Below are 20,890 nucleotides of genomic sequence, written 5' to 3' on the forward strand. Positions count from 1 at the left end.
CGTCATCCATTGCCCAAATGCCTCATCCGATCCAGCGCTCCCTGCAGGATATAGGAGGCGGCGACATGGTCGATCACCTCGGAGCGGCGTTTGCGGGACGTATCCGCCTCCAGCAGGGCTTTTTCGGCGGCAACTGTGCTCAGCCTTTCGTCCCAGAAGCCGATCGGCAGTTCGGTCAGTCGCGTCAGGTTGCGGGCAAAGGCGCGGGTGGATTGGCAGCGTGGTCCTTCGCTGCCATCCATATTGCGCGGCAGGCCGAGCAGGATGCCGCCTACCTCGCGTTCCTTGATGATCTCCAGCAGGCGCGCGCTGTCGAGGGTGAACTTCTTGCGCCGGATGGTTTCCAGCGGTGTGGCCACCGCGCCGATCCGGTCCGAGACGGCAACCCCGATGGTTTTCTCGCCCAGGTCCAGCCCGACCAGCGCAGAGTAAGAGGGCAGGGCGGCGGCGAATTCTTCAAAGGTATCAAGGATCATTCGGCCACCCCTGCCTGACGGGCGGCCTGGGTGATCATGTCAAGCGCGGCGGCGTCCCCGGCAAAGGTCTGGCGAGCTTCGTCATAGATGACGCGGGCCTGATCCAGATCGCCAAGCACTCCCAGCGCCCCGATCAGACGGGACCATTCCTGGACCGTGCCACCTTCGGTCGCGAGCCTGTCCGACAGGCGAGCCACCATGCCGCGGATCATCTCGGCCTGGTCGGCTTCGCTCATCTCGGCGGCGTTCTCCACGTCCGCCGCACCGGGGCCGGGCATGGCGCCAGCAAAGGGCGGGGTCGGCGCGCCTTTGGGCTGGATCGGCTGATAATCGACCCCGGCACGCACGGCCATCTCTTCGATCTGGCTTTGAATGCCGCGGACCCAGGGATCATCGGCATTGCCCTTGCGCAGGGTTTCCGCCCAGATCTGGTAGGAGAGGTCAGGCCGTCCCACCTGTCCCAGCATCAACCCGTAGTAATAGCGTGCCGGTCCGTTTTCCGGGTCCAGCCGCAGCGTCTGGCTCAGCGCCTTTTCCGCTTCTGGAGAGACATAGCCACCGGCTGCCATGATCATCAGCTCGGCCAGCTCGCCGAAATCGGCGGCTTCCACATCGCCGGACATGATGTTGATATACTTTTCCTTAGCCTGATAGGCCGCGATGAAATTGCCGAGGTTCGCTTCGTGCTGTACCAGCAGGGCCTGACCCTGAGCGTCGTCTTCACGCTTGGCCACGGTCTGGCGCAGTTGATCGACGAGCTGACGGTAGCTGTCTTCGACTTCGGGCGTCGGGAAAGGCGGCACCTGGGCTTCAGCCTCGCCCTGGCTGGGGCGGCTGTCGGCGCGCTCCTGCGCCATGGCGATGCGGCTCTTGAGGCTGAGGTCACCATAGCCTGGTGCGCCCAGCGTCGCGTATATCGCCAGTGTTCCGCCACAGATCCCCAGAACGATGATCACCGCCACCGCGCGGGTCGCCATCCGGGGTTGCCGCGCACCTTCGGTCTGTGCCTGCAGCTGCGCGTCGGCGGTCAGAATGCGGCGGGAGACCTCGGTGCGAATGCGGCCGGCGTCGGCTTCGTTGATCACGCCACGGGCTAGATCCTTGTCCACGTCGCGCAATTGCTGGCGATAGACGCGCAGGTCATAGGCGGCTGGCGGCTCTCCCGTTGCGCGGCTGCGCAGCAGAACCAATGCCATCAATCCGGCGATGGCCAGGGCCATGAATGCGATGAGGATCCAGAAAACCATGCTTACTCCGATGTTTGATCTCCATCTATATCTCCGCAGGCGCGGAAAAAAGGCCTAACTGCTGCGTCACCCTGTCGTGCCCGGTATGTCAGTCGGCTCACGGGCGAGGCAGACCCCGTGCGCCACGGTCGCAGACGTGGTAGAAAGGTGATGTCGCAACTATGCACAAATGCGACGATAAACGGCACGGCCCGGAACCGCCCCTCGGGCATACCCAAGAACAGACACGCATCATCGGATTCGCTCATGAAACGCTATTCAGCCTTTGCAGTCGCGCGGGAGGCCCTGCGCTGCCACACCGGATGGGAACGCGCCTGGCGCGCCCCCGAGCCCAAACGCCACTATGATGTGATCATCGTCGGCGCGGGCGGGCACGGCCTTGCCACGGCCTATTACCTTGGCAAGAATTTCGGCATCACCAATGTGGCGGTGCTGGAAAAGGGCTGGCTGGGCGGCGGCAACACCGGGCGCAATACCACCATCATCCGCTCGAACTACCTGCAAGATCCGTCGGCGGCGATCTATGAAAAGGCGCGTTCCCTATACGAGGATATGAGCCAGGATCTGAACTACAACGTGATGTTCTCCCCGCGCGGCGTCATCATGCTGGCCCAGACCGAGCATGAGGTGCGCGGCTACAAGCGCACGGCCCATGCCAACGCGCTGCAGGGCGTGTCGACCGAGTGGATCGAACCCGCGCGGGTCAAGGAACTGGTGCCGATCATCAACCTTGAAGGGCCGCGTTACCCCGTGCTGGGTGGCCTGTGGCAGGAGCGCGGCGGCACCGCGCGCCACGACGCGGTGGCCTGGGGCTATGCCCGGGCATGTTCAGCCATGGGCATGGACATCATCCAGCAATGCGAAGTCACCGGCGTGCGCACCGAAGGTGGCCGGGTGATCGGCGTCGACACCAGCAAGGGCGCGATTGATTGTGACAAGCTGGGCATGGTGGTTGCAGGCAACTGTTCGCACCTGTCCCAGATGGCGGGCTTCCGCCTGCCGGTCGAAAGCGTGGCGCTGCAGGCGCTGGTGTCCGAGCCGATCAAGCCCTGCATGGATGTGGTCGTCATGGCCAACACCGTGCACGGCTACATGAGCCAGTCCGACAAGGGCGAGATGGTGATTGGTGGCGGCACCGACGGCTACAACAACTACACCCAGCGCGGGTCCTTCCACCATATCGAGGAGACCGTGCGTGCGCTGAACGAGACTTTCCCGATGGTGTCGCGCCTGAAGATGCTGCGCCAGTGGGGCGGTATCGTGGATGTGACCGGCGACCGCTCGCCCATCATCTCGAAAACGCCGGTCCAGAACTGTTTCGTCAACGCAGGCTGGGGTACTGGCGGTTTCAAGGCCATTCCGGGATCTGGCTGGGCCATGGCCGAGCTGATGGCAACCGGCCATTCGCCGCTGGCCGAGGAATTTTCGATGATGCGCTTCAAGGAAGGCAAGTTCATCGACGAGAGCGTCGCGGCAGGGGTGGCGCACTGATGGTTGTTTCCCTTCGTTCATCCAATGTGACGCCCTGCGTCGCATCGTGCCCGATCCCCGCCCTCGGTTCGGGGGCAGTAGACCAGACCAAACCGGAGCATGGCCCATGCTGATCCTTGAATGCCCCTATTGCGGCGTCAAAGCCGAAGAAACCGAACTGCACGGTGGCGGTGAGGCGCATCTGACGCGCTTTGGTCCCGGCTCCTCGGATGATGAGTTCCATGATTATCTGTTCATGCGGGAAAATCCCAAAGGCGTGCATTTCGAACGCTGGCGGCACGTCAATGGCTGCGGCAAGTGGTTCCACGCGGCCCGCTGCACCATGACGCTTGAGGTTTTTGGCACCTATTCGGCGCAGACCACCGAGCCGCCGCAGGAAATTCGCGACGCGATCACCGCCAAACGCCCCGGCTGGAGCTGGCGCGAGTTTTCGGATGCCAAGTCATGACAGGCGTACTTCGTCGCACAGACCGACCGCAGCCGGGCATGGCCCGTTTCGCGGAACACACACCGAATACCACCGCCTTTTATCGCGAAAGGTTCGCAGCATGAGCACGCGTCTTGCCAATCAGGGCCGGTTGATCGACCGCTCCAAACCCATCGAGTTCACCTTTAACGGCACGCGGATGACAGGCTATGCCGGGGATACGCTGGCCTCGGCGCTGCTGGCCAATGATCAGCTGCTGGTGGGCCGGTCCTTCAAATACCACCGCCCACGTGGGCTGGTTGCCTCGGGCGCGGAAGAGCCCAACGCGCTGGTTGGCCTCGGCTCCGGTGCGCGGTTCGAACCGAACCAGCGCGCCACCACGACCGAGCTGTTTTCCGGCCTCAGCGCCCAGTCGCAGAACCACTGGCCCAGCCTTGAGTTCGACGTGGGCGTCGTGAACAACAAGCTGGCGCGTTTCCTGCCTGCTGGTTTCTACTACAAGACGTTCATCCACCCCAAACCCTTCTGGAAACACGTCTACGAGCCGATCATCCGCAAATCCGCAGGTCTGGGCCAGGCGCCGGACCGCGAACTGAAGGATGCGGACACCTACGAACACTTCTATTTCTTTGCCGATGTTCTGGTGGTTGGCGGCGGTGTTGCCGGCCTTCAGGCGGCGCTGACGGCGGCTCGTTCGGGCGCCAAGGTGCTGGTGATGGAACAGAACGCCCATTGGGGCGGTCGGGCGCCGGTCGATGGTGGGACCATCGATGGCGACGATCCCGAAGCCTGGGTGGAACAGGCGCTGGCAGAACTCACCGCGATGGAGAACGTCACTCTGCGCAACCGCTGCATGGGATCGGGCGTCTATGATCACGGTTATGCTCTGGGATACGAACGGCTGACCGATCACACACCGGGGCAGGGTGGTCCGCGCCACCGCCTGTGGCGGATCCGTGCAAAACAGATCGTCACCGCAACTGGCGCCATCGAACGGCCGCTGTCGTTTGCTGGCAACGATGTGCCCGGCGTGATGCTGGCCGCAGCGATGCGCGATTACGTGGTGAACTGGGGCGCGACCCCGGGGCAGCGCGTGGTGGTAGCGACCAACAACGATGATGCATATCGCACCGCGCTGGCGCTGCATGGTGCAGGCGTCGAGGTTGTACGCGTGCTCGACACCCGCGAAGCCGGTGGCGGCGCCCTAATGGATGAGGTCCGCGCGCTTGGTATCCGTGTCGAATGCGGCCGCGGCATCGCCAAGGTCAAGGACGGCAAGCATGTGACCAAGGTCGCGATCTGCGCCCAGAATGGTCAGGGCGGCGCCCAGGAAGAGGTCGAAGCCGATGCGGTCGCCATGTCCGGCGGTTGGTCTCCGGTGGTGCACCTGTGGTCCCATTGTGGCGGCAAGCTTACTTGGGATGATGCTCAGACGCATTTCCGCCCCGATCCCTCCCGTCCGCCGCTCGGCGCAGATGGCGAAGGTTTCGTGGTGACCGCTGGCGCTGCCAGCGGCCCGCTGACACTAGATGCGGTGCTGGCCGATGGCGCCGAGGCCGGGGCCAAGGCCGCCGCTGCGGCCGGGTTCAAAGCCGATGCTACTGCCGCCAAGGGCGAAGCGCAGGACGAAGCGCCGATGCAGCCGGTCTGGCTGATGCCCGCCCGCGCTGAAATCAACCTGCGCATGAAGGCCTGGCTGGACTTCCAGAACGACGTCAAGGTTTCCGACGTGCAGCTGGCGGCGCGCGAAGGCTATGAAAGCGTTGAGCATACCAAGCGTTACACCACGCTTGGTATGGCGACGGATCAGGGTAAACTCAGCAATATCAACGGCCTGGCGATCCTTGCTGACAGTCTCGGATCGGAAATCCCGCAGGTGGGCACCACCACCTTCCGCCCGCCCTATCACCCCATTTCCATGGGTGCGATCGGCGGCGAGGCGCGCGGCGAGATCTTCCAACCCCTGCGCAAGACGCCGATGTACGACTGGCACGATGGCAATGGCGCCGACTGGGAACCGGTCGGCCACTGGCGCCGCCCCTACGCCTATGTGCGCAGCGGCGAAAGCGTGAAGGAGGCGGTCAACCGCGAGATCACCAACACCCGCCAGAACGTCGGCATGCTGGATGCCTCAACCCTGGGCAAGCTGATCGTCAAAGGCCCTGATGCCGGGCGGTTCCTCGACATGATGTACACCAACATGATGTCGACCCTGAAAGTCGGCAAATGTCGCTATGGTCTGATGTGCTCCGAGAACGGCTTCCTGTCGGATGACGGCGTGGTTGCCCGCATCGACGAGGACACTTGGCTGTGTCACACCACCACCGGCGGCGCCGACCGCATCCATGCCCATATGGAAGAATGGCTGCAGACCGAATGGTGGGACTGGAAAGTCTATGTTGCCAATGTGACCGAGCAATACGCCCAGATCGCGGTGGTCGGTCCCAAGGCGCGCAAGGTGCTGGAAAAGCTGAACGGCGAGGCCGGTGGCGGTCTGGATGTCTCCAAGGAGGCGTTGCCCTTCATGGAGTGGAAGGACGGAGAGATCGGCGGCTTCAAATGCCGGGTCTACCGGATCTCCTTCTCGGGCGAATTGTCCTACGAGATCGCTGTTGCTGCTTCTGACGGTCAGGCCTTCTGGGATGCGCTGATGGCGGCGGGGCAGGAGTTTGGCGTGATGCCCTATGGCACCGAATGCCTTCACGTGTTGCGCGCGGAGAAGGGCTTTATCATGATCGGGGATGAAACCGACGGTACGGTCATTCCGCAGGATCTGGGCCTCAACTGGGCGATTTCCAAGAAGAAGGAAGACTTCATTGGCAAGCGCGCGCAGCTGCGCAGCCATATGGCGGATCCGGAACGCTGGAAACTGGTGGGGCTTGAGACGACCGACGGGTCGGTGCTGCCGGACGGCGCCTATGCGGTCGGCAATGGCGTCAATGCCAACGGCCAGAAAAACACCATCGGCCGGGTCACCTCGACCTATTATTCCCCAACCTTGGGCAAGGGGATCGCGATGGGACTGGTGAAACACGGCCCCGACCGCATGGGAGAGGTTCTCGACTTCCCCGGCACCGATGGCACCATTTTCAAGGCACGGATCGTCGATCCGGTCTTCTACGACAAGGAAGGGGAAAAGCAGAATGTCTAATCCTGTGAGCGCCCTGGGCGGCGCCAGCTACGCCGGAATGGCCACGCTGGAAGAGGCCGGTCTGCAGGGGATGATCACCCTGCGCGGCGATCTGTCCTCCAAGACCCTGCAACAGGCGGTGAAGGTGGCCACCGGCGCAGATGTGCCGGCGCCTCGCCGGATCACCACCGCCGAGAGCGGCGCCGTGGCCTGGATGTCCCCGGATGAGCTGCTGCTTCTGGTGCCTTATGCCGACGCCGAAGCCAAGACCGTGGCGCTGGCCGAGGCGCTTGCGGGCGAGCACGCTCTGGCGGTGAATGTCTCTGATGCGAGGGCCTTTTTCCACCTCTCGGGCGCAGGTGCGCGCGAGGTTCTGGGCAAGGTCTGTCCGGTGGATTTCGATGCGGCAGCCTTCACCCCCGGCGATTTCCGCCGCACCCGCATGGCGCAGGTGGCTGCGGCCTTCTGGCTGGATGAAGAGGAGACCTTCCACATTGTCTGCTTCCGCTCGGTCGCGGGGTATGTCTTCAACCTGTTGAAAGCATCTGCCCACCCGCAATCAAAGGTTGGCGTCTACTGACATCGGCCCTTTTGGGTTGTGCGAAATCGATCCATTCAATAACGTGCCCCGAACCCCCGGGGCACGTTTATTGTTTTTGATCAGGTGTTTGTTCTGCTGTCTTGAGGTGCTGAAGTTTGAAGCAAGGATTGCACATGTTTAAAGGATCTATAGTAGCGGCGGCTCTGTCGCTGTGCGCGCTGCCATTGGCCGCCGCAGGCGCGCCCATTGTTTATGAATGTGAATATACCGCCCATACCAGCTATGGCTGGATCCCGGAAAAGGCTGCCTATGTGGTGGATGAGGCCGCCGGAACCGCGATGGCCTACGATGCTTACATTCACCACGTCAATAAGGCCCCGTTGCCTGTGACATTCAGCGTGGCGAAGGAGCAGAAATACCTCATGAAATGGACCCTGACGGGTTTGCCCGTTCAGGGAAATAGGACAGCCACGGCGACCTACACTGTGCGGCTTGATGCAGCGCGGTCCAGGGCAACGATCAGCGCGCGCGTTCATGGCGGAGACGGAAGCCACCGCGGCACCGGCGCGTGTAAACGGGTCAAATAATCTGCCCCGCAGGACGCTTCACTTGAACAGAAACGTGGGGAACTGCGTCAGGGCGCGGGTGGTGGTGAGAGCCTCAAACCCGGCCTGCGCCCCATTGTCAGGGTGGCATTCGCCGTAAAAGGACAGAAGATCGGCCAGCTCTGCCATCCGCGCCTTGCGGGTCTCTTCAGGTAGGAAAGGCGCGTGGGTGGAAAGGTAGAGGGCCGGGCGCTGTTCTTTCAGCCAGGGGATCATCTGCGGTAGAACGTCGAATTCGGCGCCTTCAATATCGAGCTTGACCAGCGACACGCGCGACAGATCCGCCTTTGCTGCGAAATCCTGCCAGCCGATCGTCATCACGTCGGATCCGTGATCGCCATCGTTCAGAAGGCTGCTCATGCTGTCTCCGGCCTCACCGCCAAAAGATGCCATACGGGCAAGACCAAAACCGCCGCTGATGGCGACTGAGAAGGCCGAGACATTGTCGACGCGGTTCAGTTCCAGGTTCCAGGCCAGATGGCGGAAAGCAACCGGGTCGGGTTCAAAACACATCACGCGCCGTGCCTTGTGCGCGCCGTATAGGACGGTGGGACCGATCCAGGCGCCGATGTCGAGATAGTCGTGATCCTTGTCGAGATGGGCATCCAGCACCTGAAAGGTCTCCGGCTCCCACTTGCCTGCCGCGGCCTTGCGCCAGAACTTGGAATGATAGGGATCCAGCCGAAAGGGAACGCCGTTCAACTGACCTACATAGTGGCCCCGCATGCGGTAGAGCGCTTTGCGGGCGCGGATCCAGGCCTCGGCGATCATGGCGGTCTCTCCCATTTGCGCACATAGACGTCGCAGTCAGATGGCGCGGATTTCTTGTCTAGGCCCTTGACCTGCCGAATGCTGCGCCGCATGTATCTGCATAGGAACGCAACAAAATTGACAGGGGTCCGATATGGCTTTTGAACTTCCCGATCTTCCTTATGCACATGATGCGCTGGCTTCCAAGGGCATGTCCGCCGAAACCCTGGAATACCACCACGATCTGCACCACAAGGCCTATGTCGACAACGGCAACAAGCTGATCGCCGGAACCGAGTGGGACGGCAAGACGCTGGAAGAGATCATTGTCGGCACCTACGACAAATCCGCCGTCGCCCAGAACGGCATCTTCAACAACATCTCCCAGCTGTGGAACCACAACCAGTTCTGGGAAATGATGGGTCCGGGCGCCTCCGCGATGCCGGGTGAGCTGGAAAAGGCACTGGTCGAAAGCTTCGGCTCCGTCGACAAGTTCAAGGAAGAATTCTCCGCCGCAGGCGCGGGTCAGTTCGGCTCCGGCTGGGCTTGGCTGGTGAAAGACACCGATGGCGCCCTGAAAGTCACCAAGACCGAGAATGGCGTGAACCCGCTTTGCTTTGGCCAGACCGCGCTGCTGGGTTGTGATGTGTGGGAACACTCCTACTACATCGATTTCCGCAACAAGCGCCCGGCCTACCTGACCAACTTCCTCGACAACCTGGTCAACTGGGAAAACGTCGCTTCGCGCATGTAATCCGCGACAGGATACGAGATACGAAACCCGCGCCGGACCGGCGCGGGTTTTTTCGTGGCAGTTTGATACGCGTCAAGGTTCCCTGCCATGTTTTCCGGTTGGCTGGCGGCACAGAGGAAGCGGAACGGAGGAAAGGGAACACGCATGATTAAATTGCCCAAAGGACTATGGATCATCGTTGCAGACGGCCAGAAGGCGCTGTTTCTGGAGAACGTCAGCGATACGGTGGATGCGGACCTGCGCGTGATGCGCGCCGACGAGATCGCCAACCCGTCGAACGAAGCGCAAGGGTCAGAGGCGCCCGGTCGGCTCAGCGGGGCAGCAAGAGCTGCGCTTGGCGCGGTTGAACCTGCGGACTGGCATCAGATGGCCGAAGATGACTTCGCTGCCGGGGTGGCATCGCTGGTCAACAAATGGGTGGCCGCCGGGGCCTGCTCCGGGCTGGTTTTGATTGCACCGCCGCGCAGCCTTGGCGCGCTGCGCCCCGAGCTAAGCGGGGATGCTGCCAAACTGCTGATTGCGGAGCTGCCGAAAGATCTAACCAAACACCCGGTGCCAGAAATTGCCGAGGCCGTGAAAACCGCGCTGGCACCTGTTTGAGTGATCTCTGACCCCGTTTTGCCGGGGCCAGGGTGCTGGGTTTGGTCCTGAACCGGAGTGCCTTCCGGTTCAGGAGTTCAGCTTGGCCAGTGCCTCTTCGGCGCTGTCGACCCAGGTCAGGTAATCCTGCATCTCTGCGCCCGCGAATTCCTGTGCCACCACGTGTTCCAGAAGGTCGCGCAGCTTGTCCCAGTAGCCATCGGTGTTGACCACTATTATCGGTTTGTCGTGCAGGCCCAGCTGGCGCCAGGTCAGCACTTCGAACAACTCGTCCAGCGATCCCGGGCCGCCGGGCAGCACCACCACGGCGTCGGCGTTATAGAGCATGACCTTTTTACGCTCATGCATGGTTTCGGTCACCACATAGGTTGTGAGATCCGATTTGCCGACCTCGCGCCGTTCCAGATGCACCGGGATCACGCCAAAGGTTTCACCACCTGCAGCCTGCGCCGCCCGAGCGACGGTGCCCATAAGGCCGACGTCTCCGGCACCGTACACGAGCCGCTGACCTTGTGCGGCGAGCCCTTTTCCAAGGGTCTCGGCGGCTGCGGCATAGCTGGCCATTGCTCCAAAACGTGATCCGCAATACACACAGACGGATTTTATGCTCATGAGATAGCCTTTCGACAGGGTTTGGCAGCGAAACAGGTATGCTGTTTTGACCCCAGATACCCCCATTGGTAGGCTGGCTCAACCAAGCGAGGGAAAACATCTCGCACAAGGAAGGAACAAGATGGCGCAAACATCTGGAAGTGGGGGGCTCAGCCCCCTGGCGATGGGGGGTATTGCTTCTGTCGTCGTGATCGTGGGCGGCGTCGTGCTGATGCAGCTGGGGGTGTTTGACCGGGGCGAGGGGCCTGAAGAGGCCGCATCGCGCACGGTGGTGCAGCCCGAGGTGACGGTGTCCCCGGCGGCCAAAGAGCCGGTTGGCGTGACCACCACGGTTGAGACCGCCAATTCCGCGGCTGAACCTGAAACTGCGACCGCTTCGGAAAGCGCGCCTGAACCTGCGACCGATGTGCCGCAGCAGACAGCCGCAGAGGATGCGGCCCCTGCGGCAGTTGAGGAGACGGCAGATGCCGTTGTCGAAACCGCCGAGCCAACAGAGACAGTTGAGAGCGAAACGGCGGTAGCCCAGGCACCTGAGGCAGAGGTTCCCGCGGCGGATGACAGCGACACCGTTGCAGATACGCAAAAGGCGGATGTTGCTGCTGATACCGCGACCGAGGAGGCAGCGGTTTCTGAAGACCCTGCGACCACCGCAGAGGCGCCCGTGGAAGAGGCGGCGCCGCTGTTGGAAGCGCCAATGCTGGATCTGGTGCGGGTCGACCCCGACGGTGCCCTTGTGATTGCAGGTCGTGCACAGGCCGGAGCCGCGGTCGAGGTACTGCTGGATGGTACGGTTTTGGAACAGACCGAGGTTCAGGGCAGCGGCGATTTCGTGATTTTTTCCAGCATCCTGCCCAGCGACCAGCCGCGGGTGATTTCGCTTCTGGCGCGGTTCGAGGATCAGAAACAACCCTCTGAGGATCAGTTCATTTTGGCACCGATCTCCGCGGCGCCAGAGCCGCAGGTGGCGGATGCCGAGGATGCCGCGAAGCCCGAGGCCGAGTCTGCGGCTGTATCCAAGGACACCGCAGCTCCGCAGAGCGAAGAGGCCGTGGAGGTTGCGCAGGCTGAAACATCTGAGGCCGTTTCACAGGAACAGTCGACTGAGCAGAGCGGAGCGCCCGCTCCGGTCGCAGCCGAGGGAGAAGTACAGCCCGTCGTAGCCGAAACCACCACGCCGCAGGTCGAGGCGGAAACGGCAGCACCGGAGCAACCGGTGGAGGCTGAGGCCGCACAGGTCGAGGTGGCAACCGCGGAGGGCGAGACCGGCACTGTTGGCCCCGACGATACCACACCGCCCCAAAGCGAGCCGGTGGCCGAGGAAACACTCGCCAGCGCGGAAACCGTTCCTGCGCCGCAGCCGGAGCCAACGGCGGTTGCCGTGCTAAGGGCCGGTGCAGACGGTGTAGAGCTGGTGCAGCCAGCCACGCCGGTTCTGAATGGCAAGGTCGCGCTTGATACCATCAGCTATTCCGACAGCGGCGAGGTGCTGCTGGCTGGGCGTGGCCGCGCGGGTGCCTTGGTGCGGGTCTATGTGGACAATGCGCTCAAGACCGAATTTCTCGTGGCCGAGGATGGCCGCTGGGGCGGCGCGCTGGCTGCCGTGGAACCGGGCATCTACACTCTGCGTCTGGATGAAATTTCCGCTAGCGGCGAAGAAGTCCTGAGTCGTCTTGAAACCCCCTTCAAACGCGAGGCGCCCGAGGTGCTGCAACCGCAGACGCAGCAGCCGGGACAGGCGCCGGATCAGCCGGTTCCGCTGGTACGGGCCATCACGGTGCAAAAGGGCGATACCCTTTGGGCGATCTCGCAGGAACGCTATGGCAGCGGGTTCCTTTATGTCCGTGTGTTCCAGGCCAACCAGGATGCGATCCGCGATCCCGACCTGATCTATCCCGGACAGGTGTTCAACCTGCCGGACTGATCTGTTCGGTGTACCAGAAACGCGCCGTGTCCCCAGCCACAGGGGGCGCGGCGTATCCTTTCCCAGCTTTGTGCTTGGGATATGTAGTAGGCGATACGCATCAGACATCGCCAGCCCGCCGGAAGGCCCAGCCGCAGGAACGCCATGAGACGATCCCCCACCACCATCGATTCCATCTCGGCCGAGGAACGCCGCTCAAGCCTGCGCACCCTGCGCAAGGTGGTTCCTTACCTGTGGCCCGCAGACCAGAAGAGCGTGAAATACCGGGTCGTTCTGGCCATGGTGGTGTTGATCCTGGCCAAGCTAATCGCCGTTTATACGCCGGTTCTGTACAAGGGCGCGGTGGATGCGTTGGCGGGTGAAGGCGTGCCGCCGCTGGCGCTCGGCGCGGTGGGGCTGACCGTCGCCTATGGTGTGGCGCGGGTGCTGACGAACGGATTCCAACAGCTGCGGGATGCGGTGTTTGCGCCTGTCACCCAGCGGGCGCTACGCGGTCTGGCGCTGGAGACATTTCAGCACATTCACCGACTGTCGATGCGCTATCATATCACCCGCAAGACCGGCGGATTGTCCCGGATCATCGAACGCGGGGTCAAGGGCGTCGAATTCCTGCTGCGGTTCCTCTTGTTCTCGATCGGTCCGCTGGTGCTGGAACTGGTGCTGGTGGCCATCATTCTGACGGTGCTGTTCGACGCGCGCTATCTGCTGGCGGTCGGTGTCACCATCGCGCTTTATGTCTGGTTCACGCTGGCGATCACCGAATGGCGGGTGAAACTGCGCCGCGAGATGAACAAGCAGGACACTGACGCCAACCAAAAGGCGATCGACAGCCTGCTGAATTTCGAAACGGTCAAATATTTTGGGGCTGAAGAGCGCGAGGCGGCCCGCTATGACGGGGCCATGCGTGCCTATGCGCAGGCGGCGCTGAAGACTGCCTATTCGCTGGCCTTCCTGAACTTTGGCCAGAGCGTGATCATCACTGGCGGTTTGATAACGGTAATGGTTATGGCGGCCATCGGCGTGCAGGACGGCAGCCTCAGCGTTGGTGATTTCGTGATGGTAAACGCCTACATGGTCCAGATCACTGTGCCTCTGAACTTCCTCGGCTCGGTCTACCGGGAAATCCGCCAGAGCCTTGTTGATATGGGTGAAATGTTCGACCTGCTGGAACAGCCGCCGGATGTGAAGGACCGTCCGAATGCGGCTGAGCTGAAGGTCAGCAAGGGGCATATCCGGTTGGAGGACCTGCATTTCGGTTATGACCCGGAGCGCGAGATCCTGAAGGGTATCACCATGGAGGCCAAACCAGGTGAGACGGTGGCCATCGTCGGCTCCACCGGGTCCGGTAAATCCACCATCGGGCGGCTGTTGTTCCGGTTTTACGATGTCACCGGCGGTGCCCTAACCATCGACGGGCAGGATGTGCGCAGCGTCAGCCAGAAAAGCCTGCATGCCGCCATTGGCGTGGTGCCGCAGGACACGGTGCTGTTCAACGACACCATCCGCTACAACATCGCCTATGGCCGCGATGGCGCCACCCAGCAAGAGATCGAAGACGCCGCGCGCGCGGCGCAGATCCATGATTTCATCGCCGGTCTTCCGCAGGGCTATGACACGCAGGTTGGCGAACGCGGGCTGAAACTGTCGGGCGGTGAGAAACAGCGCGTCGGCATTGCCCGTACCCTGCTGAAGGATCCGCCGATCCTGCTGCTGGACGAGGCAACTTCGGCACTGGATACCGATACCGAGCGCGAGATCAAGGAAGCGCTGGCGCGGGCCGGGCAGGGGCGCACGGTGATCACCATCGCGCACCGCCTGTCCACCGTCGCCGAGGCGGATCAGATCGTGGTGCTGGAGCAGGGGGAGATCGCGGAAGCAGGCTCTCACGAGGATCTTCTTGCGCGCGGTGGCCGTTATGCCCATCTGTGGCAGCGCCAGCAAGCGGATCAGGATGTCGCCTGAGCCTGTCAGCGCGGGTGGCGTTCCAAAGGCGCGCGGTAGGGTGAACGGGATAAAGAGTGTAAGATGAACGTGTTACTGGACTGGGCTCTTTTTCTGTTCATCTGCGCAGTGCCGCTTTTGACCCTGCTGCCGCTGCTGCGGCACGAAGGCTGGTGGGTGCGGGGCTTTGAATTCCCGGCCTTGCAGATCACTACGGTCACCGTTGCTGCCTTGCTGGCCTATGTCAGGGTCTACGGCTGGCAGGGGCAGGGCGATAAAGCGCTGATCGTTCTGTTGTTGCTTTGCTCGGCGCTGCAGTGCGTGCGGATCATCCGCTATACGCGGCTTTTTCCCTATCAGATCCAGTCAGCGCGGCAGATGCGGCCTGACGATCAGCTGAACCTTCTGGTGGCCAACGTCCTGATGACCAACCGCAACGCGCAGCCGCTGCTGGACCTGATCCGCGAGACACAGCCGGATCTGGTGCTGACGGTAGAGACAGACGCGTGGTGGGAAGAACAACTGGAGCAGATCGAGGCGGACTACCCTTACCGGGTGAAGCAGCCGCTCGATAACCTTTACGGGATGCATCTTTATTCCCGGCTCGAGTTGATCGACCCGCAGGTCCACTTTTTGGTGGAGGAGGGCGTGCCCTCGATGCATGGCTCCGTGGTTCTTGCCTCGGGACAGCGGGTTGCCTTGCATTGCCTGCACCCGGCGCCACCCAGCCCGACGGAGAACCCGACCTCTGCCGAACGGGATGGAGAGCTGTTGCTGGTGGCCAAGACCATTGACGCCAGCGCGGGACCGGTGGTGGTCATGGGGGATCTCAACGATGTGGCCTGGTCGGCATCGACCCGGCTGTTCCAAAAGTTGAGCGGTCTTTTGGATCCGCGCATTGGGCGGGGGATCTTCAGCACCTTTCACGCATGCTACCCGCTGCTGCGCTGGCCGCTGGATCACGTCTTCTGCTCGGGTGATTTCACGCTGGTTTCGATGAAGCGGCACCGCAACATCGGCTCGGATCACTTTCCCATTCAGGTGGTTCTGCAGCACACGCCGCGGGCGCGTCAGTTGCACCCGGAACCGGCGCCCGGCCCAGGCGATGAAGAGCTTGCACAGAAGAAGATTGAAAACGTATCCGCGGATGAAACCGCCCTTTTGTAAGTCGTGCTGGCGCCAGAGGCGCAATGCTGCGCAGAGAAAAGAAAGGCCCCGCATCTGCGGGGCCTTTCTTTCATCTGGTTGTCTGCCCAGACACGGCGTTTACTCCGCTGCGCGCAGGGCGGGGCCTGTGCCCGGTCCTGTGTCGGGCTCGCTATCGTCTGCCGGGCTCCTGTCGATCTCTACCCAGAGCAGCTCGGTCGTGGGCAGTTTGCGCGCTTTCTTGGCCAGACGCATATCCTGCGCGATCCGGCTGGACCGGCCACCGGTGATGCGCGCCAGCAGGCGGCCCATCCACGACAGGTAGGTCGCCAGCCACACCCGGATCGACAGCAGCGATGGCGTCACCACCAGCGTCAGCACGGTAGCAATGCCAAGGCCAAAGACCACGGCGGTCGCCAGCTGCTTCCACCACAGCGCGGTGGGGCTGTTGATGGAGTAGCCACCGTCGATGAAGTCGAGGCTGATGCCGAACATCATCGGAGCCAGACCGGCCATGGTTGTGACGGTGGTCAGCAGCACGGGACGGATGCGTGCCTCGGCGGTGCGGATGATCGCCTCGATCCGGGGCATGTGCTGGCTGAACTCCTGATAGGTGTCGATCAGAACAATGTTGTTGTTCACCACGATCCCCGCCAGCGCGACGATGCCGGTACCCGTCATGATGATCGAGAACGGCTGCTGCATCACCATCATGCCGATCAGCACCCCGGTGGTGGAGAGCACCACCGCCAGCAGCACCAGCGCCGAATTGTAGAAGCTGTTGAACTGCGCCAGAAGGATCACGAACATCAACCCCAGCGCCCCGGCAAAAGCCTTGGACAGGAAGGCGCCGCTTTCCTCTTGCTCCTCCTGGTCGCCGGTCCATTCCCATGTGATGGATTTCGGGAAGGGATCGGTGTCCAGCCATGTGGTGATGGCCGCCAGCCGTTCATTGGCGTTGACCGGCAGGATTCGGGCGTCCTCTGCGACGGCGGTGCCGAGCTCTTCAGCCGTATCGGCCTGATCCAGGGCGAAGATCGTATAGCGGTTGCCATTGGCAGCGGTGATTTGCCCCTCGGCCGCCGTCACGGTGTCGGGGACCGCTTTTAGCAGGCCCAAAACCCTGTCCTCGCCAGTCTCGGGATCGGCTGTGACGACTTTGCTGAGACCCGGCTCCACATCCGCCTTCACATCATAATACCGCTGCTGCTGCACGCGGCTGATCTGCGCCAGTTTCGGAACCGGCTGGCGGGTGATGAAGTTGCTGAGCGGAACCAGGCCATCGGTGGTGCGGACCTTGAGGTTGTCCAGCGTCGACAGCACACGATCTTCATCGGGCAGGCGCACGCGGATCTCGATTTCCTCATCCGAGCTGTCCACCCGCATGGTGTCGAGCAAGATACCACGCGTCACCAGCTGCACCATGGCGCCCACCGTGGCCACATCGGCGCCATAGCGGCCCGCCTTTTCCACATCCACGTCGATCTGCCAGTCGATACCGGGCAGGGGCAGGGTGTCCTCAACCAGCGTCAGCCCCGGCATTTCGTCGAAATAGGCGCGCGCGGTTTCGGTGGCGGATGTCAGGTCCTCCCAGCCGTCGCCCTTGATCCGCAGATGGATGGGTTTGCCCGACCCGGGGCCTTGCTCGAGTGCCTTTAATTCGGCCACAAAGCCCGGCAGTTTTTCCAGCTCGGCGTTCAGTTCGTCTATCACTGTATGGCCGTCATAGGCTGAAGCGGTCACCTCGCGGGTCAGCAGATCGAAGAACCATGTTTCCGTCTGCGTCGGGCGATCTTCCCAGGGGATGATTTCGAACTGGACCTGACCAACGGTATCCTGCGGCGATTGCCCGCCGCCGGGGCCACCGGTATCAAGACCACCTTCACCTGCAAAGGAGAAGACGTTGATCACCGCCGGATGCGCTTTGATGACCTCTTCGGCTTGGCGCACCATTTCGTCCTTTTCATGCAGCGAGATATTGCCACGTGCCCTCACAAATGCCGTGGCTTGCTCCGGTTCGGATTCCACGAAGAACTCGACGCCATAGTTGTTCTCGCTGAACATCTGGAACACCGTCATGATGCTGAAGGCAACCGCTGCAATCGTGACCAGAGGCATGATTGGATTGCCCGCGATGAACTTGATGAAATAGCCGAACGGCGTATGGCGGTAGCCTGCAGAGACCACCTTTGGTTTGCGCTCGATCCGGGCGGCACCCAGCGCGGTGGAGGCGGCAAAGGCCGACAGCACAAAGACCAGCGCGCCAAAGAGCGGCGGGATGGCACCGGGCATGGCGGCAGCAGCGGCGTCGGGCAGTAGGTAGCCCGGATTCAGCATCTGCATCAGACCGGCGAACATGCCCCAGATCGGCGGCGGCACCAGCAGCGCCCGTGCCCACCATGGCAGCACCGCACGCAGGCCTTGCGAGGTGCCTTCGAACACCCGGCTAATACGACCGGAGACGCCGCCCATGACCGGCAGGTAGACCAGCGCCACCACCAGCGATGCGGAGAGGACGAAGATCAGCGTTACCGGCAGCATGCCCATGAATTCACCCGGCACACCGGGCCAGAACAGCATCGGCAAGAAGGCGCAAAGCGTCGTCGCGGTCGAGGAGACAACCGGCCAGAACATGCGCTGCGCAGCCTCCACATAGGCGTGCATCGGGCCGGTGCCTTCGCTGATGCGTTTGTCTGCGTATTCCACCACCACGATGGCGCCATCGACCAGCATGCCCACGGCAAGGATCAGACCGAACATCACGATGTTGGAGACAGAGATCCCCATCAGCGCCAACAGGGCAAAGCACAGAAGGAAAGAAGTCGGAATGGCAAAGCCCACCAGCAGCGCCGCTCGGCTACCCAGCGAGGACAGAACCACGATCATCACCAGCGCAATCGCGGTCAGGACCGAGCCTTCCAGCTGGCTGACCATGGAGCCGACCACGCGGCTCTGGTCGTTGGAGGTACCAAGCGAGATCGCCGCGCGCAGTTCTGCGGGCCACTTCTGCTCGGATTTGGCGATGGTTTCTTTCACCAGATCCACTGTGTCGATCAGGTTGAACCCTTTCCGTTTGACCACTTGCAGGGCAACGGTGTCTTCGCCGTCGAACCGTGCGGTGCCTTCGCGATCTTCGAAGGTATAGTTGATCTGCGCCAGTTCCCCCAGCTTGACCACCCGGTCGCCGTTGGTCTTGATCGGCAGGGCGTAAATGTCGCGCACATCGTCAAAGGACGACGGGATCTTGATCGAGAAGGTGCCTTGCGCGGTTTCAACCTCACCCGCCGCGATCAACTGGTTGTTGTTCTGTACCACGTTGATCAGTTCAAGCGCGGTCACGTTGTAGGATTCCAGCCGCAGCGGGTCGATCACCACCTCGACCATCTCATCGCGGTTGCCCGCGATGGGGGCCTCCAGCACCGCATCCAGCGATTCCAGATCGTCCTGCAGGTCCTTGGCGATGCGCGCCATGGTCCGTTCCGGCACATCGCCGGTCAGGTTGACGATGACGATTGGGAATTCGGAAAAGTTGATTTCCTTGATGACGTATTGCTCGGCCGCTGACGGGAAATCCGCCTGCGCCGTATTCATCGCATCGCGCACATCGGCGATTGTGGCGCTCTTGTCCCAGCCAAAGTCGAACTCCAGCAGGACACCGGCGTAATTCTCTGCCGCGGTGGAGGTCATTTCCTTCAGCCCGTCCAGATCGACAAGCTCCGATTCCATCGGCTTGACCAGCAGACTTTCGCTGTCTTCGGCGGAAATGCCGGGAAACTGCACCGAGACGTGCAGCATCGGAATGTCGATGTCCGGCTCGCCTTCTTTTGGAAGGCTGACATAGGCAAACCCGCCCACCAGGAGCGAGATCACGATAAAGGCCAGAACCATGCGGGCCCGGTCTGCGGCCCAGGAGACTATGCCGGTCATTGCATCGCCTCCTGATAGGTGGGTGCAACGGGCACGCCTGCGGTGACGAAGTCCTGACCGACGACGATCACGTCAGCCTTTTCCGGCAGGCCGCTGACCCAGACGCCCTCGGCCGTGTCGCGCAGCAGGGTGACCAGAACGAAGCCGGCAGTTTGATCCTCGCGCACGATCCGCACGCCGAGCCGCCCATCGTTGTTGAGGGTCAGCGCCGATTGCGGCAGCAGATGCGCCTTGGTGCCCTCTGCGGAGATCACGATATCGGCGGTCTGCCCGTCGCGGATCTTCAGGTCGGGATTGTCGACGGTGATTTCGACCTCAAAGGTGCGTGTGGTCGGATCAGCCGAACGGCTGACGAATGTGACCTCGCCCTGAACCCGCGCGCCATTGGCCAGTTCGGCCCCGGCCAGCGCGCCAAGATGCACCCGGTTGACTTCGGTTTCAGGCACAAAGCCCACCACCTTGATGGTGTCCAACTGGATGACGGTCGCACAAAGGCTGCCCGGCTGCATCAGGCTGCCGATTTCTGCGGTGTCGCTTTCCAGGAGGCCATCAAAAGGCGCTGTAATACGCAACCGGTCAATTTCCTTGCTGGTGGAGGCGACCAGCGCCAGCGCGGATTCGATGCCCGCACGCGAGGTTTCCAGACCACCCTGCGCCGCAGCGATCCCGGCAACCGCCGTGCGTTCGGCCGCCCGCGCCGCCGCCAGCCGTGTTTCCGAGGCATAGCCTTCCTGCGACAGTTTTTCAGCCGCCGTCAGGTTGATTGTCGCTTCTTTCAGGCGGGCGTTGGCTTCTTCCAGCTTGGCTTCGGCTTCGGGGGTACGGGCGCGCGCTTCGAGCAGACGGGCCTGCGCCTCCTGGTGCGCGGCCAGCCGGGTGCCCGGATCCAGCTCGCACAACAGATCGCCCGCCTTGACCTGCGTGCCCTTGCGCAGCGGCTCTGACAGCACGGTGGATGTTGTTTCGGCCTTGACCTCGACCTGACGTGCGGCCTGTGTCTGGCCGCGCAGGATTACGGCGCTGTCGAGCGGCCGCGCTTCGCTGCGTTTGACGACGACGCCGACGCGTTTTTCTGCAGTGACCGTGACACTGGCCGAGCCTTCGGCAGAGGGTTCGCTTTCAACGGTCTCTGTTGCTTCGACAGCAGTCTCGCCACGGGCGAAGGCAAACAGATCCTCCCGCTGCAGGACCAGGAAATACAGTCCGGCGGTGACGGCAATCGCGGTCAGAAGGGGTATCAAACGCATTTCGGGCCTTTCTCAAATAACACTGAGCAAGCCACAGCCATTGGCTGGGCTTTCCAAGAGGGTTCCGCCAGACAC

The 20,890-nt window shown here is 62.3% G+C and carries 16 protein-coding genes; 10 read left to right on the plus strand and 6 right to left on the minus strand.

The annotated features are described in order from the left end of the window. Positions 1-2 precede the first annotated feature (2 nt). Together ruvX and ccmI are read right to left on the minus strand one after the other, a co-directional pair. Positions 3-476 (minus strand): Holliday junction resolvase RuvX, encoded by a 474-nt coding sequence (gene ruvX / locus SM766_RS13550; protein WP_274829099.1) that lies wholly within the window; start codon positions 474-476, stop codon positions 3-5. Further along, positions 473-1,723, minus strand: coding sequence for a c-type cytochrome biogenesis protein CcmI (gene ccmI / locus SM766_RS13555; RefSeq protein ID WP_368948094.1), 1,251 nt, complete (start codon positions 1,721-1,723; stop codon positions 473-475). The genes ruvX and ccmI overlap by 4 nt, the downstream gene beginning before the upstream one ends. Before the next feature lie 246 nt (positions 1,724-1,969). Here ccmI and SM766_RS13560 point away from each other — a divergent pair, with 246 nt between their 5' ends. The 5 genes from SM766_RS13560 to SM766_RS13580 all read left to right on the plus strand — a co-directional run bounded on the left by SM766_RS13560 (position 1,970) and on the right by SM766_RS13580 (position 7,899). Continuing rightward, complete coding sequence (locus tag SM766_RS13560; protein ID WP_368948095.1) at positions 1,970-3,214, plus strand: sarcosine oxidase subunit beta family protein; 1,245 nt, start codon at positions 1,970-1,972, stop codon at positions 3,212-3,214. A gap of 106 nt (positions 3,215-3,320) precedes the next feature. Next, positions 3,321-3,662: a sarcosine oxidase subunit delta gene (locus SM766_RS13565; protein WP_274829103.1), complete on the plus strand. Its 342-nt coding sequence runs from the start codon at positions 3,321-3,323 to the stop codon at positions 3,660-3,662. A 100-nt stretch (positions 3,663-3,762) separates the two neighbouring features. Then, entirely contained in the window at positions 3,763-6,792 is a 3,030-nt protein-coding gene (locus tag SM766_RS13570; RefSeq protein ID WP_368948096.1) for a sarcosine oxidase subunit alpha family protein, read from the plus strand. Beyond that, positions 6,785-7,351 carry a sarcosine oxidase subunit gamma gene (locus SM766_RS13575; RefSeq protein ID WP_368948097.1) on the plus strand — a complete coding sequence of 189 codons (567 nt, stop codon included), beginning with the start codon at positions 6,785-6,787 and terminating at the stop codon, positions 7,349-7,351. The genes SM766_RS13570 and SM766_RS13575 overlap by 8 nt, the downstream gene beginning before the upstream one ends. A gap of 134 nt (positions 7,352-7,485) precedes the next feature. Then, positions 7,486-7,899 (plus strand): hypothetical protein, encoded by a 414-nt coding sequence (locus SM766_RS13580; RefSeq protein ID WP_368948098.1) that lies wholly within the window; start codon positions 7,486-7,488, stop codon positions 7,897-7,899. 18 nt (positions 7,900-7,917) lie between these two features. On the opposite strand, the gene SM766_RS13585 is transcribed toward SM766_RS13580, so the two are convergent. Next, entirely contained in the window at positions 7,918-8,703 is a 786-nt protein-coding gene (locus tag SM766_RS13585) for an FkbM family methyltransferase (protein WP_368948099.1), read from the minus strand. 118 nt (positions 8,704-8,821) lie between these two features. Here SM766_RS13585 and SM766_RS13590 point away from each other — a divergent pair, with 118 nt between their 5' ends. Both SM766_RS13590 and SM766_RS13595 read left to right on the plus strand, forming a co-directional pair. Further along, on the plus strand, positions 8,822-9,421 hold the full coding sequence (locus SM766_RS13590) for a superoxide dismutase (RefSeq protein ID WP_065270482.1): 600 nt from the start codon (positions 8,822-8,824) through the stop codon (positions 9,419-9,421). 144 nt (positions 9,422-9,565) lie between these two features. Then, the gene (locus SM766_RS13595) at positions 9,566-10,021 is read left to right on the plus strand and encodes a host attachment family protein (protein WP_368948100.1); all 456 of its coding nucleotides are present in this window, start codon (positions 9,566-9,568) and stop codon (positions 10,019-10,021) included. A 69-nt stretch (positions 10,022-10,090) separates the two neighbouring features. On the opposite strand, the gene SM766_RS13600 is transcribed toward SM766_RS13595, so the two are convergent. After that, positions 10,091-10,633 (minus strand): LOG family protein, encoded by a 543-nt coding sequence (locus SM766_RS13600; RefSeq protein WP_065273483.1) that lies wholly within the window; start codon positions 10,631-10,633, stop codon positions 10,091-10,093. 121 nt (positions 10,634-10,754) lie between these two features. Between SM766_RS13600 and SM766_RS13605 the strand changes: the two genes are divergently transcribed. The 3 genes from SM766_RS13605 (at position 10,755) to SM766_RS13615 (ending at position 15,662) form a co-directional block, all read left to right on the plus strand. Then, positions 10,755-12,554, plus strand: a complete 1,800-nt coding sequence (locus SM766_RS13605) for a LysM peptidoglycan-binding domain-containing protein (RefSeq protein ID WP_368948101.1) — start codon at positions 10,755-10,757, stop codon at positions 12,552-12,554. 144 nt (positions 12,555-12,698) lie between these two features. Continuing rightward, positions 12,699-14,516: an ABCB family ABC transporter ATP-binding protein/permease gene (locus SM766_RS13610; protein WP_368948102.1), complete on the plus strand. Its 1,818-nt coding sequence runs from the start codon at positions 12,699-12,701 to the stop codon at positions 14,514-14,516. 63 nt (positions 14,517-14,579) lie between these two features. Then, positions 14,580-15,662 (plus strand): endonuclease/exonuclease/phosphatase family protein, encoded by a 1,083-nt coding sequence (locus SM766_RS13615; protein ID WP_368948103.1) that lies wholly within the window; start codon positions 14,580-14,582, stop codon positions 15,660-15,662. Between the two features lie 99 nt (positions 15,663-15,761). On the opposite strand, the gene SM766_RS13620 is transcribed toward SM766_RS13615, so the two are convergent. Further along, positions 15,762-19,568, minus strand: a complete 3,807-nt coding sequence (locus SM766_RS13620; RefSeq protein ID WP_368948104.1) for an efflux RND transporter permease subunit — start codon at positions 19,566-19,568, stop codon at positions 15,762-15,764. Beyond that, entirely contained in the window at positions 19,565-20,815 is a 1,251-nt protein-coding gene (locus SM766_RS13625) for an efflux RND transporter periplasmic adaptor subunit (protein ID WP_368948105.1), read from the minus strand. The genes SM766_RS13620 and SM766_RS13625 overlap by 4 nt, the downstream gene beginning before the upstream one ends. Positions 20,816-20,890: the final 75 nt, after the last annotated feature.

The organism is Pseudophaeobacter sp. A-200-2, assembly GCF_041008815.1.
Classification (GTDB): Bacteria; Pseudomonadota; Alphaproteobacteria; order Rhodobacterales; family Rhodobacteraceae; genus Phycobacter; species Phycobacter gallaeciensis_A.